This window comes from Pelomonas candidula, assembly GCF_043555985.1.
Classification (GTDB): Bacteria; Pseudomonadota; Gammaproteobacteria; order Burkholderiales; family Burkholderiaceae_C; genus Pelomonas; species Pelomonas candidula.
In genome coordinates this window covers 66,896-81,780 of sequence record NZ_JBIGIC010000002.1, presented here as the reverse complement: position 1 = coordinate 81,780, position 14,885 = coordinate 66,896, and the positions used below count along the sequence as shown (strand labels likewise).

General features: G+C 68.0%; 14 protein-coding genes. 2 read left to right on the top strand and 12 right to left on the bottom strand.

Annotation, left to right across the window (positions count from 1 at the left end; genetic code table 11):
• Position 1: 1 nt before the first annotated feature.
• Both ACG04R_RS03900 and ACG04R_RS03895 read right to left on the bottom strand, forming a co-directional pair.
• Positions 2 to 592, bottom strand: a complete 591-nt coding sequence (locus ACG04R_RS03900; RefSeq protein ID WP_394406560.1) for an RluA family pseudouridine synthase — start codon at positions 590 to 592, stop codon at positions 2 to 4.
• A complete protein-coding gene (locus ACG04R_RS03895; protein WP_394406559.1) occupies positions 592 to 1,494 on the bottom strand; it encodes a DMT family transporter in 903 nt (300 codons plus the stop codon). Before ACG04R_RS03895 ends, ACG04R_RS03900 begins: the two co-directional genes overlap by 1 nt.
• A 62-nt stretch (positions 1,495 to 1,556) precedes the next feature.
• Between ACG04R_RS03895 and ACG04R_RS03890 the strand changes: the two genes are divergently transcribed.
• On the top strand, positions 1,557 to 2,546 hold the full coding sequence (locus ACG04R_RS03890) for a quinone oxidoreductase family protein (protein WP_394406558.1): 990 nt from the start codon (positions 1,557 to 1,559) through the stop codon (positions 2,544 to 2,546).
• Between the two features lie 48 nt (positions 2,547 to 2,594).
• Here ACG04R_RS03890 and ACG04R_RS03885 read toward each other — a convergent pair whose 3' ends face one another.
• The 3 genes from ACG04R_RS03885 to lspA form a co-directional block, all read right to left on the bottom strand.
• Positions 2,595 to 3,113 (bottom strand): FxDxF family PEP-CTERM protein, encoded by a 519-nt coding sequence (locus ACG04R_RS03885; RefSeq protein WP_394406557.1) that lies wholly within the window; start codon positions 3,111 to 3,113, stop codon positions 2,595 to 2,597.
• A gap of 89 nt (positions 3,114 to 3,202) precedes the next feature.
• Positions 3,203 to 4,711 carry a hybrid sensor histidine kinase/response regulator gene (locus ACG04R_RS03880; protein WP_394406556.1) on the bottom strand — a complete coding sequence of 503 codons (1,509 nt, stop codon included), beginning with the start codon at positions 4,709 to 4,711 and terminating at the stop codon, positions 3,203 to 3,205.
• A 78-nt stretch (positions 4,712 to 4,789) separates the two neighbouring features.
• Positions 4,790 to 5,284 carry a signal peptidase II gene (gene lspA, locus ACG04R_RS03875; protein ID WP_394406555.1) on the bottom strand — a complete coding sequence of 165 codons (495 nt, stop codon included), beginning with the start codon at positions 5,282 to 5,284 and terminating at the stop codon, positions 4,790 to 4,792.
• A 113-nt stretch (positions 5,285 to 5,397) separates the two neighbouring features.
• Between lspA and ACG04R_RS03870 the strand changes: the two genes are divergently transcribed.
• Positions 5,398 to 5,904, top strand: a complete 507-nt coding sequence (locus ACG04R_RS03870; protein WP_394406554.1) for a DUF1269 domain-containing protein — start codon at positions 5,398 to 5,400, stop codon at positions 5,902 to 5,904.
• Between the two features lie 148 nt (positions 5,905 to 6,052).
• On the opposite strand, the gene ileS is transcribed toward ACG04R_RS03870, so the two are convergent.
• From ileS to xdp1, 7 genes are all read right to left on the bottom strand, one after another.
• Entirely contained in the window at positions 6,053 to 8,950 is a 2,898-nt protein-coding gene (gene ileS / locus ACG04R_RS03865; RefSeq protein WP_394406553.1) for an isoleucine--tRNA ligase, read from the bottom strand.
• Between the two features lie 75 nt (positions 8,951 to 9,025).
• Positions 9,026 to 10,042, bottom strand: coding sequence for a bifunctional riboflavin kinase/FAD synthetase (locus ACG04R_RS03860; RefSeq protein ID WP_394406552.1), 1,017 nt, complete (start codon positions 10,040 to 10,042; stop codon positions 9,026 to 9,028).
• 22 nt (positions 10,043 to 10,064) lie between these two features.
• On the bottom strand, positions 10,065 to 10,802 hold the full coding sequence (locus ACG04R_RS03855) for a pseudouridine synthase (RefSeq protein ID WP_394406551.1): 738 nt from the start codon (positions 10,800 to 10,802) through the stop codon (positions 10,065 to 10,067).
• Complete coding sequence (locus tag ACG04R_RS03850; RefSeq protein WP_394406550.1) at positions 10,799 to 11,338, bottom strand: DUF3617 domain-containing protein; 540 nt, start codon at positions 11,336 to 11,338, stop codon at positions 10,799 to 10,801. The genes ACG04R_RS03855 and ACG04R_RS03850 overlap by 4 nt, the downstream gene beginning before the upstream one ends.
• 49 nt (positions 11,339 to 11,387) lie before the next feature.
• The gene (locus ACG04R_RS03845; protein ID WP_394406549.1) at positions 11,388 to 12,515 is read right to left on the bottom strand and encodes an acyl-CoA dehydrogenase family protein; all 1,128 of its coding nucleotides are present in this window, start codon (positions 12,513 to 12,515) and stop codon (positions 11,388 to 11,390) included.
• Positions 12,516 to 12,530: 15 nt separating this feature from the next.
• On the bottom strand, positions 12,531 to 13,730 hold the full coding sequence (locus ACG04R_RS03840) for an acyl-CoA dehydrogenase family protein (protein WP_394406548.1): 1,200 nt from the start codon (positions 13,728 to 13,730) through the stop codon (positions 12,531 to 12,533).
• Between the two features lie 154 nt (positions 13,731 to 13,884).
• Positions 13,885 to 14,733 carry an exosortase-dependent surface protein XDP1 gene (xdp1, locus tag ACG04R_RS03835; protein WP_394406547.1) on the bottom strand — a complete coding sequence of 283 codons (849 nt, stop codon included), beginning with the start codon at positions 14,731 to 14,733 and terminating at the stop codon, positions 13,885 to 13,887.
• Between the last annotated feature and the right edge of the window lie 152 nt (positions 14,734 to 14,885).

The window sequence follows — 14,885 nt, the reverse complement described above, 5'->3', positions numbered from 1 at the left end:
TTCAGAACTCCGGTGGGCAGACGAAGTGATGGCCGGCGACGCGCAGTTCGCTGGCGTGCAGCAGCAGGCGTGGGCTGGCGGCGGCGATGTCCGGTGCGGCGTACAGCGCGTCGCCGAGGATGGCATGGCCGAGCTGTGCCAGGTGCACGCGCAGCTGGTGGCTGCGGCCGGTCAGTGGCTCCAGCCGCACGCGGGTGTGTGGGCCTTCACGGCCCAGCACGCGCCAGCGCGTCTGCGACGGCTTGCCGTGTTCATGGTCGACCTGCTGGCGCGGCCGGTTGGGCCAGTCGGCGGACAGTGGCAGGTCGATGAGTCCTTCGCCTAAGAGGTGCCCGGCGACGACGGCGATGTAGACCTTGTCGACGCGCCGCTCGGCGAAGTCCGCGCTCAGCTCGCGTTGCGCCTGCGCGCCACGCGCGAACAGCAACAGGCCGGATGTGGCCTGGTCGAGTCGGTGGACGATCAACGCGTCGGCATAGAGCGCCTGCACGCGGGCGCTGGCGCAGTCGGGCTCGGTGCGGCCCGGCACGCTGAGCAGGCCGGCCGGTTTGTCGATGACAACCAGGCGGTCGTCGGCGTGCAGGACGCGCATCAGCTTGAGGAGACGACGATGCCTGCCGCGATCAGCACGAAGGCAGCGCCGTGGTACCAGGCCGGCACCTGGCCCAGCAGCGCGGCCGAGATGATGGCGGCGAACACCGGCGTCAGGTTGACGAAGAAGCCCGCCAGCGCGGGCCCGGCCTCGGCTACGCCGACACCCCAGCAGCGGTAGGCGATCAGCGACGGCGCGACGGCGACGTAGGCCAGCACGGCAATCAGCGTCGGGCTCCAGTGGATGGGCGCGGGTGCGACGACCTGTTCCACGCCGGCCGCGACACCGGAGAACATGACACCGAACACCAGTTGCGACATCAGCGACTCGGCCCAGTTCCAGTCGGGCTTCTCGCCCGGCCGCAGCCCGGGCGCAGCCCGGGCCAGCATCCACGAGTAGATGGCCCAGGTGAAGATTGCCACCAGCATCAGCAGGTCGCCCGGCACGAAATGCACGGCCAGCAGCGCCGCCGGGTTGCCGCGTGCGATGACCAGCGCCACGCCGACGAGCGACAGCACCGCGCCGGCGAGTTGCTTGCGTTTTGGCCTCACGCCGTAGAACACGGCGCCGACGCCCAGCATCCAGACCGGCATGCTGGCTGTGATGAGCGTGACGTTCAGCGGCGACGACGTGTGCAGCGCCAGGTACTGCAGCGAGTTGTAGCAACCCATGCCAAGGAAGCCCAGCCAGGCCAGGCTGCGCCAGCGCTTGAGCAGGTCGCCGGGATGGCGCAACATCGGCCAGGCAAGCGGTACCAGCAGCAGCCAGGCCAGCCCCCAGCGCACGGCGTTCAGCGTCATCGGCGGGATGGCGTCGCGCACCAGCCGCCCGACGACCGCGTTGCCGGCCCACAGCAGTGGCGGCAGGGTCAGCAGCAAGGCGAGACGTGGGGTCAGCTTCATCAGCGAAGGCACGGTGTGCAAAGGGCTGGCACGATACAAGACCTTGCAACTGGAGACGCGCGATGAGTGAAAAGGCTGCGGTCATCGAGGCCCCTGGCGGGCCGGAACAACTGAAATTGGTGGACGTGGACGTGGGGGCACCGGGGCCTGGCGAGATCCGCATCCGCCATGAGGCCTGCGGGCTGAACTACATCGATGTCTACCACCGCAACGGCACCTACCCGCTGCCGCTGCCGGCGCGGCTGGGCATGGAGGGGGCGGGCGTCGTCGAGGCGGTGGGCGAGGGCGTCACGCACCTGAAGGCCGGCGACCGCGCAGCCTATGCGAGCAACCCGCCAGGCGCCTACTCGACGGCGCGCGTGATGCCGGCCAAGGCCGTGCTGAAGCTGCCCGACGGCATCGCCTTCGAGACAGCCGCAGCCATGATGCTCAAGGGCCTGACGGTGCAGTACCTGCTGCGCAAGACGCTGCCGCAGGGCGGTCTGCAGGCGGGAGATCACGTGCTGTTCCACGCGGCGGCCGGCGGCGTCGGGCTGATCGCCTGCCAGTGGGCCAAGGCATTGGGCCTGCAGTTGATCGGCACGGCGGGCAGCGACGAGAAATGCGCCCTTGCCCTGGAGAACGGTGCCTCGCACGCGATCAACTACCGCCGCGACAAGGACTTCGCCGCCAAGGTGCGCGAGATCACCGGTGGCCGTGGCGTGAAGGTGGTCTACGACTCGGTGGGGGCAGACACCTGGGAGGGCTCGCTCAACAGCCTCGCGCCGTTCGGCCTGCTGGCCAGCTTCGGCGGCGCGTCGGGGCCGGTGCCGCCCGTCAATATCGGCACGCTGGCGGCCAAGGGCTCGCTGTACGTGACACGGCCCACGCTGTTCACGCACATCGCCACGCTGGAAAGCGCGCAGGCCATGGGCGACGAGCTGTTCGCCGTCGTCGGCAGCGGGCAGGTCAAGATCCGCATCGACAAGCGCTACGCGCTGGGCGACGTGACACAGGCGCATCGCGACCTGGAGGCGCGCCTGCTGACGGGCAGTGCCGTGCTGCTGCCCTGACACGAGCAAGGCCGGCGCAGGGCCGGCCTCGTCGAGAGGGCTGCTGCTTCAGCGGCCGAGGCGGCGGCGGGCGGCGAGGGCGATGCAGCCCAGGCCGGCCAGCATCAGCGCGTAGCTCTCGGGTTCCGGCACGGGCTGGGCCGTGATGCTCAGCGAGCCGGTGAAGCCCACGTTGCCTCCGACCAGGTCGCCGGACACGGCCAGCGTGTGCAGGCCGGCCGAGAGGCTTTGCTGGCCCTGGGTCCAGACGTCGGCGCCGAAGAGGCCCGGGTAGCTGACGTTGACGGTGGGTGTGAGGGTGTGGCCGTCGAGGGTGACGGCCGTCACGTCATAGCCGCGGTTGCCGGAGAAGTTGGCCGTGACGATCAGCGAGGACAGCGAGAAGTTGCTCCAGCCGGCGCCCAGGCTGGATAGATCCAGCGTGAAGCTGTTGTTGCCCGACGCGGTGGCGGAGAAACTGGCCGACCACTGCCCGCTGCCGTCCTTGCTCAGCTCGAGCGACGTGGTGGTGGCGGAGGCGGCACCGCAAAGCAGCGCAGCCGCGAGTGCAATGACGTTCTTGAACATGGAGCATCCTGCGAGTTAGGGATGCCTCAGTGTGGCGGGGGGCGGTGACGGCGCTACGTCATGACCGCCTGCGGACTCTGCCGAAAGGACTATGCGGCAACGGCCTGCGGCAGGGGCTGCTCGGTCAGCTCGGCCACGCGCCGCAGTGCGATCTCGAAGCTGAAGCTGGAGCCCACGCCAGGCTCGCTCTCCACGCCCACCTCGCCGCCCATCAGGCCCACGAGGCGCTGCACGATGGTCAGCCCCAGGCCGGTGCCGCCATAGCGGCGCGTGATGCTGCCGTCGGCCTGCGTGAAGGGGTCGAAGATCTGGCCGATCTGGTCGCGCGTCATGCCGATGCCGGTGTCGGTCACGGCGATGCGCAGGCGCTGGGCATCTGGCGTGTCGCCATCGCGGCGGTCGGCCAGTGCGATCTCCAGCCGCACCTCGCCGCGTTCCGTGAACTTCAATGCGTTGCCGATCAGGTTGATCAGCACCTGGCGCAGCCGCACCGCATCGCCCACCAGTTCGGCCGGGACGCCGGGCTGCACAAGAGCGTGCAGCTGGATGCCCTTGTCGTGGGCCTGCTGCAGCAGCGGCTGCAGCGACTCGCCCAGGCAGTCGTGCAGCCGGAAGGGTTGCTCGTCCATGACGATGCGGCCGGCCTCGATCTTGGCGACGTCCAGCAGGTCGTTGATGATGGTCATCAAGCCCTTGGCGGACTGGTGAGCCATGCCGATGAAGCGGCGCTGGCGCTCGGTCAGGTCGTCGTTCTGCAGCACCAGTTCGGTCAGGCCCAGCACGCCGTTCATGGGCGTGCGGATCTCGTGGCTCATGTTGGCCAGGAAGGAACTCTTGGCCTGGCTGGCAGCCTCGGCGGCCTCGCGTGCGGCGACGAGTGCGGCCTGGCTGGCCTTGAGGTCAGCGATGTCGCGCGCGTTGAGCAGCATGACCGTGTCGCCCGTGACCGGGTCGCGCATCGGCCGCGCGTCCAGCGCGTGCCAGCAGGGGCCGGCCAGCGTCTGCAGTTCGACATCCTGGCGGCAGGCCTCGCCGCGCTGCACGCGCGCGAGGATGCTGGCGGCGTCGTGCCAGTGGGTGAACAGCCGGCTGAACTCGCTGCCTCCCACGGGCGGCGGGACGTCCCCGAACGTCAAGGCCGCCGCAGGGTTGCGCATCAGCAAATCGCCGCGCTCCAGCGTGAAGACGCCGATGCGCGCCGAGGTGTGCTGAAGAGCCTCCAGGCCGCGCAGCATGGACAGATCGGCACCACCGCCTAGTGAATCGGCCGCGAACAGCATGACCTGCCGCCGGTCAGGCGTGCGCATGCCGCGCGAGACGAGCATGACCGTCGTCGGTTCGCCTTTGGGATAGACGGTCCACAGCTCCCGAACGATCTTGCCCTGGGCGTGATCGGCCGCCGTGACGGCCAGGCGCTCCTGCACGGCATCGCCATGTTCGGAGAAGTCGCGCGAGAGGAACTCCTCGGCGCTGTCGGCGTGCCAGAAGCGCAACGCGGCGGCGTTGGCCCACAGGTTGCGTCGTTGCTGCGGGTCGAAGACCCACAGGGGAACATCGAGCCAGTCGTAGTGGCTCAGGCTGGCGAAATCGAGAAGCATGGGGGGTGTCGAGAGGCGCGCGATTGTCACCTTTTGTCACACCCCGGCGCGTGAACTATTGCACGCGCTGCTGCGCCGTCATGTGCGCCGCACGCGTCGCAGTTCGTCCAGCACCAGCAGCACGGCACCCACGGTGATGGCGCTGTCGGCCACGTTGAAGGCCGGGAAGTACCAGCCGCCGGCGTGGACCTGGATGAAGTCGACGACGTAGCCGTGGATGGTGCGGTCGATCACGTTGCCGAGGGCGCCGCCGAGGATCAGCGTCAGCGCCCAGCAGAACAACTTCTGGTGACCGTGGCGGCGCAGTATCCACACGATGAAGGCGGCGGCGGCCAGGCCCAGGCCAAGGAAGAACCAGCGCTGCAAGCCAGGGCCGTGGTTCAGGAAGCTGAATGCGGCACCGAAGTTGTGGGCGCGCACGAGGTCGAAGAAGCTGGTGACGGGATGCACGTCGCCAAGCTCGAAGCTGCCGATGATGAGGACCTTGGTGAACTGGTCCGCCAGGATGATGACGGCGGCGATGAGGAGCCAGGCGGTCAGGCCGGTGGAAGAGGACGAGGAGCGAGAGGGCATGGGTCAGGGCACGGGGCGGGGACCGTCAATGTAACTTGCCGCCGGGATCGGGCTTGTAGGCGGGCAGGAAGCGGCGTAGAAGAGGAACCCTCCCACTCTGCTGGAGGAACGCCATGCGCAAGCGCATCTACTGGCTGCTGCCCGACCTGGGCAGCGCGCGGCGGACGATGGACGAGTTGCTGCTCGCCCGCATCGCCGAGCATCACGTCCATTTCGTCGCGCGCGATGGCGCGCCGATGGAGGGCTTGCATGCGGCCAACGTGCTGCAGACCTCGGACCTTGTCGAAGCGGCCCAAAGCGGCGCGCTGATCGGCTCGGGTCTTGGCGCAGCGGGCGGCGTGGCGGCGGCCTTCGCTTTCGACCCGGCCTCACCGGCGGCGCTGGTCATCGGTGTTGCTGCCGTTGGCGCGATGCTGGGTACGTGGTCGTCCAGCATGATCGGCAGTTCGACGCCGAGCCGGCGGCTGAAACGCTTCGAGGAGGCGATTGCCGAGGGGCAGTACCTGCTCATCGTCGATGTGCCGCGCACCCGGATAGGTGAGATCGAGCGGCTGCTCGAGCGCACCCATCCCGAGGCGCATTTCGAAGGCGTGGAACCGAACGTGCCTGCATTTCCGTGAGCCCCTCGCCCAGACCGCCGCGCTGAACGCGGGCGGATCTGGTCGGTCCCCCGCGGGGACGGCGATGCTTGCGGCATTGAGCCGCAAGCATCGCCAGACGGGCCGGCTTGGGAGCGGCCCGGCGCTCGGCCCGCAGAGCAGCTTCGCGTTATGCCACGGTGCGGGTCTCGCCCGCGCCGTGCAGGTTGCTGTCGCAGCGGCCGCACAGCGTCGGGTGGGCGGCGATGCTGCCGACGTCGGCACGGTAGTGCCAGCAGCGCTCGCACTTGGCGTGCGCGCTGGGCGTGACCGTGACACCCAGCCCGGCCGCGGACACCAGCTTGACCGCGGACGTGATGAAGACGAAGCGCAGGTCCTCGCCCAGGCTGTCCAGCAGCGCGAGATCCTGCTCGTCGACCTTGAGCACCAGCTCGGCCTGCAGCGACGCGCCGACGGCGCCGGTCGTCCGCACGGCCTCGATGGCCTTGTTGACCTCGTTGCGGATCTCGTGGATGCGGGCCCACTTGGTCAGTAGGCTGGCGTCGGTCGCGCCGAAGTCCCAGAAAGTCTCAATGAAGATGCTTTCACGTCGCGCATAGCCGATTAACCCGGAAACACGAAGAGCCCCATCAACCTCCGTGTACTGTGTCTCGTACTTGCCGAACACCTGCCATGCTTCCTCGGCCGTGAAGCTGAGGAAGGGCGCCATCCAGCGCAGCATGGCGTGCGTGATTTGCCACAGCGCGGTCTGCGCCGAGCGGCGGGCCAGCGACTTCGGCGCGGTCGTGTAGAGGCGGTCCTTCAGCACATCCAGATAGAACGCGCCGAGGTCCTCGGAGCAGTAGACCTGCAGCTTGGCGACGACCGGGTGGAACTCGTAGCGCTCGAAGTGACCGAGGATCTCGGCCTGCAGCTCGGCCGCACGGGCAAGCGCGTAGCGATCGACTTCGAGCAACTGGTCGGCCGGCACGGCATCGGTCGCCGCGTCGAAGTCGCTGACGTTGGCGAGCAGGAAGCGCAGCGTGTTGCGGATGCGGCGGTAGCTGTCGACGACGCGGGCGAGGATCTTGTCGTCCAGGCCGAGGTCGCCGGAGTAGTCGGTCGCGGCCGTCCACAGGCGCAGGATCTCGGCGCCGTACTTGTCCGACACGGCCTGCGGCGCGACGACGTTGCCGACCGACTTGCTCATCTTGCGGCCCTGGCCGTCGACAACGAAGCCGTGGGTCAGCAGGCCGCGGTAGGGCGCGCGGCCGTACAGCGCACAGGCGATCAGCAGCGACGAGTGGAACCAGCCGCGGTGCTGGTCGTGGCCTTCGAGGTAGAGGTCTGCCTCCGGACCGGTCTCGTGCGCAGCGCCCTTGTGACTGCCCTTGAGCACATGCTCGAACGTGGAGCCGGAGTCGAACCAGACGTCCAGGATGTCGTTGCCCTTGGTGTACTGCTCGGCCTCGGCGCCCAGCCACTCGGCGGCGTCCAGCTTGGACCACGCCTCGATGCCGTTGGCCTCCACCAGCTGCGCGGCGCGCTCGATGAATTCCAGCGTGTTCGGGTGCGCCTCGCCCGTGTCCTTGTGCAGGAAGATGGGCAGCGGCACGCCCCAGCTGCGCTGGCGTGAGATGCACCAGTCAGGCCGGCCGGCGATCATGTCGTGCAGGCGGGCGCGGCCGTTCTCGGGGTAGAAGCTGGTGGCCTCGATGGCTGCCAGCGCGGTCTTGCGCAGCGACTGCGGCGCCTTGTCCGTCGTGAACAGGCCGTCGCCCTCGTCCATGCGCACGAACCACTGCGCCGCGGCGCGGTAGATGACGGGCGTCTTGTGGCGCCAGCAGTGCGGGTAGCTGTGGGTGATCTTGCTTTGTGCCAGCAGGCGGCCGTTGTCCAGCAGCGTCTGGGCGACGACGGCGTTGGCTTTCCAGATATGCTGGCCGCCGAACAGCGGCAGGTCGGCGGCGTAGGTGCCGTTGCCCTGCACGGGGTTCAGGATGTCGTCGAACTTGAGGCCGTGGGCCACGCAGCTCTGGAAGTCGTCCAGGCCGTAGGCCGGCGCGGAGTGGACGACACCGGTGCCGTCCTCGGCCGTCGCGTAGTCGGCCAGGTAGACCGGACTTTCGCGGTCATAGCCGGGGTGCACGTGCGCCAGTGGGTGCTTGAACTTCAGCAGCTCCAGCTTGCGACCCGGCACGGTGGCAACGACGCTGCCCTCCAGCTGCCAGCGCGCCAGGCACTTCTCCACCAGCGCCTCGGCGACGACGAAGTAACCCTTGGGCGTGTCGACCAGCGCGTAGGGAAGCTCGGGGTTCAGGTTCAGCGCCTGGTTGGCGGGAATAGTCCAGGGCGTGGTCGTCCAGATGACGGTGAAGGCTTCCTTGGCCAGCGGCGCGACGCCGAACGCAGCGGCCAGCTTCTCGGGCTCGGCACTGAGGAAGGCCACATCGACGGCGGGCGACTGCTTGTCGGCGTACTCGATCTCGAACTCGGCCAGCGACGAGCCGCAGTCGAAGCACCAGTAGACGGGCTTGAGGCCGCGGTAGACGAAGCCGCGCTCGAACATGCGCTTCAAGACGCGGATCTCGCCGGCCTCGTTGGCGAAGTTCATCGTCTTGTACGGGTTGTCCCACTCGCCCAGCACGCCCAGGCGCTTGAAGTCCGTGCGCTGTCCGTCAATCTGCTCGGTGGCGTAGGCGCGGCTCTTGGCCTGCACCTCGTCGCGCGGCAGGCCGCGGCCGAAGGTCTTCTCGATTTGGTTCTCGATGGGCAGGCCGTGGCAGTCCCAGCCGGGGATGTAGGCGGCGTCGAAGCCCGCCAGCTGGCGCGCCTTGACGATCATGTCCTTCAGGATCTTGTTCGCGGCGTGGCCGATGTGGATCTGGCCATTGGCGTAGGGCGGGCCGTCGTGCAGCACGAACTTCGGCGCGCCGCAGCGGGCGTCGCGCAGCCGCTTGTACAGGCCTTGCTCGTCCCAGGCCTTCACCCAGCCCGGTTCGCGCTTGGGCAGGTCGCCGCGCATCGGGAAGGGCGTGTCGGGCAGGTTGAGCGTGGAGCGGTAGTCAGGTGCTTCCGGGGTGGTCATGGCGTGCGGCCAGGCGGCAGAGCCTGGCGGTCAGAAGGCGGGGAGGGCGACAGCGAAGAGCGGCGGGGAGCCGCTTCAAATTCGGTCGCGCGTGGTCTGGCGACGTTGGGCCGCGTGGGTGGCCAGGAAGGCGCGAGCTGCCTCGGTGTCGGCGGCAATCGCGGCTGTGAGCGCGTCCAGCCCGTCGTACTTGGCCTCGTCGCGGAGTTTGTGCAGCAGTTCCACGCGGGCGAGTTTACCGTAGCCCCCGTCTGCAGCCAGGGGCCATTCCAGGCAGTGGACCTCCAGCAGCACGCGGCCGGCGTCTTCCACGGTCGGCCGGTTGCCGAGGCTGGCGACACCCGGCAGCGGCTGCGGCGACAGACCGTGGACGAGTACGGCGAAGATGCCGTGCGCGGCGGGTTTGTCGTGCGGGAAGCGCAGGTTCAGCGTGCGGAAGCCGTCGGCGGCGCCGGGGGTGGACTCGCCCAACTGCCGACCCAGCTTGCGGCCGTGCGTGACATGACCCGAGATGCCGTAGGGCCGGCCCAGCAGCGCAGCCGCCCTGGCCATGTCGCCGGCGGCGAGCGCCTCGCGCACGGCCGAACTGCTGACGCGCAGGCCGTGCACCTCGTAGCTCATCATGCGGGCGACGTCGAAGCCCCGGGCCTGGCCAGCGGCGTCCAGCGTCGCGTAGTCACCCTGGCGCTTGGCGCCGAAACGGAAGTCGTCGCCGACGAGTACGTACTTTGCGCCCAAGCCGTTGACGAGCACCTGGCGAATGAAGTCCTGGGCCGGCAGCGAGGCCAGTGCGTCGTCGAACGGCAGGATGACGACCTGATCGATGCCGCAGCGCTCCAGCTCGACGAGCTTGTCGCGCAGCGCCGCGATGCGGGCCGGCGCCAGCTCGGGCTTGCCGGCCTTGGTGGCGAAGAAGTCGCGCGGATGCGGCTCGAAGGTCAGCACGCAGGTGGGCAGGCCACGGTGGCGGGCCTCGGACTGCAGCAGCGCGAGCATGGCCTGGTGGCCACGGTGCACGCCGTCGAAGTTGCCGATGGTCAGCGCGCAGGCGGGCGCGATGCCGGGGTGGTGGAAGCCTCTGAAAACTCGCATCGGGCGCATTGTCCCCGCAGTGTCAGTCGCCCCAGACCTCGGACGGGCTCGCGATCCAGCGCCAGTCACCGGGCTTGAGTTCGGCCGACAAGGTCAACGCGCCGAACTGGGGGCGGTGCAACGCCTCCACCCGGTTGCCCACGGCCGCGACCATGCGCTTGACCTGGTGGTACTTGCCTTCGATCAGCGTGAGGCGCAACAGCGTCTCGTCGACGATCTCGGCGCCATCGGCCTGGGTGATCTCCGGCGGGCGCTGGAACTTGCCCGGCACCTTGCTTTCGGGCTCCTTCAGCTCGACGCCCGCGAGCAGTTGCTCGACCATCGCCGCCGTCAGCGGATGTTTGCAGCGCGCCTCGTACACCTTGGGCACATGGTGCTTGGGCGAGGTCAGCTTGTGGATGAGCGTGCCGTCGTCGGTCAGCAGCAGCAGGCCGGTCGTGTCTTCATCCAGCCGGCCGATGGGCTGCACGCCGCGCTCGCGCAGCGGCGCGGGCAGCAGGCTCATGACGCTGGGATGGTGCTTGGGCTTTTGCGAGCACTCGTAGCCGGCTGGCTTGTTCAGCAGCACCAGCGCCTTGTCGTACACCGGCCACTCCCGGCCATCGATCGTGAAGCGCAGGCCTTCGGTCTCGAACTCGGTGTCGGGTTCCTCGACCACCTGGCCGTTGATCGTGACCTCGCCGTTCCACACCAGCCCGGCGCACAGGCGCCGCGTTCCGAATCCCTGACTGAAGAGGATGTGAGAGAGGCGCTGCTTCACTTGGCCGGGGTCTTCATCGGCTGCACATCGCCACAGTCGGCGGCCAGCCAGCGGCCTTCGCCGCTGACCTTGGTCGTCTCAGTCTTGCCCTGGCGTTCGCGGCGGATCGTCACGTCGTTCGTGAAACCCTCGCTGCCGCGCAGCGTGACCGTCGCGTCGCCTTCGGATGCCGGGTCGGTACAGACGAAATGGGTCTGGATGGTGCTGCCGCTGCGCTTGACGTCCTGCGTACAGTTGCCGTGGTGTGTGACCGGGGCCATGTTGCGTTCGGCCTGCTCCTTGGTGACGCAGGTCTTGATGGTGATGGTGCCACCGGCCATGTTCATGCTGACGCCGCGCTGGGCCATCATGTCTTCCATCATCTTGCGCCGCTCTGGAGGCATGCTCTCCATGGCTTTTTGCGCCTGTTCCATCTGCGCCTTGCGCGCCGGGTCGAGCTGGGGCGTCTGTTTGAACTCCCACAGCCCTGGTTTCATCGTCTGAGCATGGGCAAAGCCGGCAAGGCCGGCCATCAGCAGGGCAATCGGGTACTTCATCGGGTGACCTCCGGCGAGGGAAAAGAGGCAGCACCGATGACGGCGCCGCTCAGGCAAACACCCCTGCAGTGTCCTGCATCCGAGCGCTGACTTCACCCACGTGATGCAGCGTGTCGCCCCATTGCATCTCCATGACGGTAAGCCGCTTGAAGTAGTGGCTGCCGGCGTACTCGTCGGTGACGCCGATGCCGCCGTGCATCTGCGTGCACTGCTGGCCGACGAAGCGCATCGCGTTGCCGAGCTGCACCTTGGCCTGCGACAGTGCGCGGCGGCGCACGGCAGGCGTGTCGCCCAGGCGTAGGGTCGCGTAGTAGCTCATCGAGCGGGCCAGCTCCAACTGCATCTTCACGTCGGCCGTGCGGTGGCGCAGCGCCTGGAAGCTGGCGATGGCGACGCCGAATTGCTTGCGCGTGTTCAGGTAGTCGACGGTCAGCGCGAGGTATTTCTCCATGACGCCGACGGCTTCGGCGGCCTGTGCGGCGATGCCGATGTCGGCTGCCAGTTCCAGCAGTGCCAGGCCGTCTTCGGGGCCGGCGATGAGTTGGGCGGGCGTGTTGTCGAAGTGGACCTCGGCGGCACGCGAGCCGTCGTACAAAGAGTAGGGCCGCGTATGCACGCCAGCCGCGGAGCGCTCGACGAGGTAGAGCGCGATGCCTTCGGTCGCGTCGTCGGCGCCAGACACGCGGGCAGGCACGATGAAGGCGTCTGCGACATCGCCCGCCGGCACCAGGCTCTTCACGCCGGTCAGCTTGCCGTCGACGGCACGTGTCGTGACGCGGTTCAGCCGGTAGCGTGACTTGGCTTCCTGGTGGGCCAGCACCACCAGCGCCTCGCCGCCCGCAATGCGCGGCAGCCAGGCAGCCTGCAGATCGTCCGGCGCGCGGCTCAGCAGAGCCGGTGCGATCAGCGCGCCCTGGGTGATGGGCTCCAGCACGAGGCCGCGGCCCAGTTCTTCCATGACGACCATCGCCTCGACGGCGCCGAAGCCGAGGCCACCATGAGCCTCGGGCACAGCCAATGCGGTCAGGCCCAGGCCGGCGAGGCCGTCCCACACCGCGCGGTCGAAGCCGCCTGCGCGCTCGATCTGCATGCGGCGCTCGAACGCGTAGTCCTTGTCGACGAAACGCTGCACCGCATCGCGCAGGGCCTGCTGGTCTTCAGTGAAATCGAAATCCATGTCTTGTCCCTCCGCTCAGCCGAGCACCGTCTGCGCGACGATGTTGCGTTGCACCTCGTTCGAGCCGCCGTAGATCGTCGTCTTGCGGACGTTCAGGTAGTTGCCGGTCAGCGGGATGGCATGGTCGGCGCCACCGATCCACGCACCACCCAGCCACTGGTCGCCCTGCCAGCCGGCCTCCATGGCCTCGTGGACGTAGGGCAGGGCCAGCGGGCCGCCGGCCAGCATCATCAGCTCGGTGTAGCGCTGCTGCAGCTCGCTGCCGCGGATCTTCAGCAGACCGGCGACGTCCAGCGGCTGCTTGCCGGTGCGCTCGCCGGACAGCACGCGCAGCACCATCATTTCCAGCGCGACGACGTCAACCTCGCATAGCGCGATCTGGTCGCGGAAGCGGGCGTCGTCCATCAGGCCCTCGGCCTTGGCGATGCGCTTGAGTCGCTCCAGTTCGCGTTTGGCGCGGTTCACGTCGGCGATGTTCGTGCGCTCGTGGGAGAGCAGGTGCTTGGCGTAGGTCCAGCCTTTGTTCTCTTCGCCGATCAGGTTTTCGGCCGGAACCTCGACGTTGTCGAACCAGACCTCGTTCACCTCGTGCTCGCCGTCGAGCATGATGATGGGCTTCACGCTGACGCCGGGTGTCTTCATGTCGATCAGCAGGAAGCTGATGCCGGTCTGCGGCTTGCCCTCGGTGGACGTGCGCACCAGGCAGAAGATCCAGTCGCCGTACTGGCCCAGCGTCGTCCAGGTCTTCTGGCCGTTGACGATGTACTTGTCGCCCTGGCGCTCCGCGCGGCACTTCAGTGAGGCCAGGTCCGAACCCGAGCCGGGTTCGCTGTAGCCCTGGCTCCACCAGACTTCGCCGCTCATGATGCCGGGCAGGAAGCGCTGTTGCTGTTCCGGCGAGCCGAACGCCATGATGACCGGCGCCACCATCACCGGGCCGAACGGCACGATGCGCGGCGCGCAGGCGAGAGCGCATTCCTCCTCGAACAGGTGGCGCTGCACCGCATTCCAACCCGGCCCGCCGAACTGCTTCGGCCATGCCCAGCCGTGCCAGCCTTTCGCGCCGAGGATCTTGGCCCAGCGCTGCAGGTCGTCCTTGTTCAGGCGCAGCGCATGGCGCACCTTGTGGGCGATGTCTGCCGGCAGGTTGGCGCGCACCCATTCGCGCACCTCGGCGCGGAAGGCGAGTTCCGCATCGGTGAAGTTGAGGTCCATTTGTCTCCCGCGTCGCTGCGTTGTCGTGATGGGAATGCCGGGCGTTTTAGCACGGTCGTTCGCATCGCGTCTGTCCGGACTGGGACAGTGGCTATTGCACGCGGCAATGAAAAAAGGCGCTCCGGAGAGCGCCTTTTCGAAGGGGTGTCGCAGTTCAGGCTGCGGCCTTGGTGCGACGGCGGCGAATGCCGGCGACGCCCACCAGTGCGATGCTGGCAAGGGCGAGCGAAGCCGGTTCAGGCACCTTCTTCGTCGTCGTACTGCCGCAATCGGTCGCTGCGCTGCCCGAGCAGACCGACGTCGTGACGCCGAACAGCTTGAAGTAGTCGTCGCTATCGCTCAGCGTGCCGCTCTTGGCCGTCGTGCCGGCGAGCGTGCTGTTGTAAGCCATGATCAACCACCAGCTGGAGCCGACGCTGGACGACGTCACGGTCGGGGTGGAGCCGGTCACGCCCGTCGAGGTCGCCCCGTTGATGGCGGTGTAAGGCGACGTGGTGTCGGTCTGCAGGTCGCCGTAGTTGCCGACCAGCGTCCAGCCCGCGGCAGTCAGACCGGCGGCGGTCGCGGTGGTGCCCGACAGGGTCGGGGCGGTGGTGGAGTTCAGGCGGAACACCGAGACGTCGGCATCACCGCTCCAGTAGCCGATGCCGACACTGGTCAGCACCACGCTCTGCGAGAAGCTCAGCAGCACCATCTCCTTGTTGCCGACGTTGTCGATGGCGTGGTTCGGGGCGGTTGTGCCGTCGGAACCCATGCCCAGACCGCCACTGTAGTGCAGCAGCGTGGAATTGGCATTGCCCGCTGTAATGCTGGAGGCGCCTGAGGCGATGTAGCCGCCGCTGATGTTCAGCGTGCCGTCGGTGGCGGAATAGGACGTCGTCGCATTGGCGCCGTCCGTGGTCGTCACGCCGGTGAATGCCCAGGTGGAGGAGGCCTGCGCCGTGGCGCCAGCGCCTGCGAATGCCAGTGCCAGCAGAACCCTGGAAATTTGTTTTTTATTCATACGCCGCCTCGAAGGAGTTGCTTTGAGGGGAGCTAAGCAAGCTGCGTGCCATCGGAGAAATCCGTTGGAAAACAAGCGCTTGGCGGAGCTTCCGGCTCAAGTGTGTGGAAAGTGTAAAGAGTCCTGACGCGCTTGGCGTGCCGTTGAGCCCC

What these genes read in the sequence shown, in the direction of transcription:
- ACG04R_RS03900 (WP_394406560.1), bottom strand. Translation starts at nt 592, where the DNA reads ATGCGCGTCCTGCACGCCGACGACCGCCTGGTTGTCATCGACAAACCG.
- ACG04R_RS03895 (WP_394406559.1), bottom strand. Translation starts at nt 1,494, where the DNA reads ATGAAGCTGACCCCACGTCTCGCCTTGCTGCTGACCCTGCCGCCACTG.
- ACG04R_RS03890 (WP_394406558.1), top strand. Translation starts at nt 1,557, where the DNA reads ATGAGTGAAAAGGCTGCGGTCATCGAGGCCCCTGGCGGGCCGGAACAA.
- ACG04R_RS03885 (WP_394406557.1), bottom strand. Translation starts at nt 3,113, where the DNA reads ATGTTCAAGAACGTCATTGCACTCGCGGCTGCGCTGCTTTGCGGTGCC.
- ACG04R_RS03880 (WP_394406556.1), bottom strand. Translation starts at nt 4,711, where the DNA reads ATGCTTCTCGATTTCGCCAGCCTGAGCCACTACGACTGGCTCGATGTT.
- lspA (WP_394406555.1), bottom strand. Translation starts at nt 5,284, where the DNA reads ATGCCCTCTCGCTCCTCGTCCTCTTCCACCGGCCTGACCGCCTGGCTC.
- ACG04R_RS03870 (WP_394406554.1), top strand. Translation starts at nt 5,398, where the DNA reads ATGCGCAAGCGCATCTACTGGCTGCTGCCCGACCTGGGCAGCGCGCGG.
- ileS (WP_394406553.1), bottom strand. Translation starts at nt 8,950, where the DNA reads ATGACCACCCCGGAAGCACCTGACTACCGCTCCACGCTCAACCTGCCC.
- ACG04R_RS03860 (WP_394406552.1), bottom strand. Translation starts at nt 10,042, where the DNA reads ATGCGAGTTTTCAGAGGCTTCCACCACCCCGGCATCGCGCCCGCCTGC.
- ACG04R_RS03850 (WP_394406550.1), bottom strand. Translation starts at nt 11,338, where the DNA reads ATGAAGTACCCGATTGCCCTGCTGATGGCCGGCCTTGCCGGCTTTGCC.
- ACG04R_RS03845 (WP_394406549.1), bottom strand. Translation starts at nt 12,515, where the DNA reads ATGGATTTCGATTTCACTGAAGACCAGCAGGCCCTGCGCGATGCGGTG.
- ACG04R_RS03840 (WP_394406548.1), bottom strand. Translation starts at nt 13,730, where the DNA reads ATGGACCTCAACTTCACCGATGCGGAACTCGCCTTCCGCGCCGAGGTG.
- xdp1 (WP_394406547.1), bottom strand. Translation starts at nt 14,733, where the DNA reads ATGAATAAAAAACAAATTTCCAGGGTTCTGCTGGCACTGGCATTCGCA.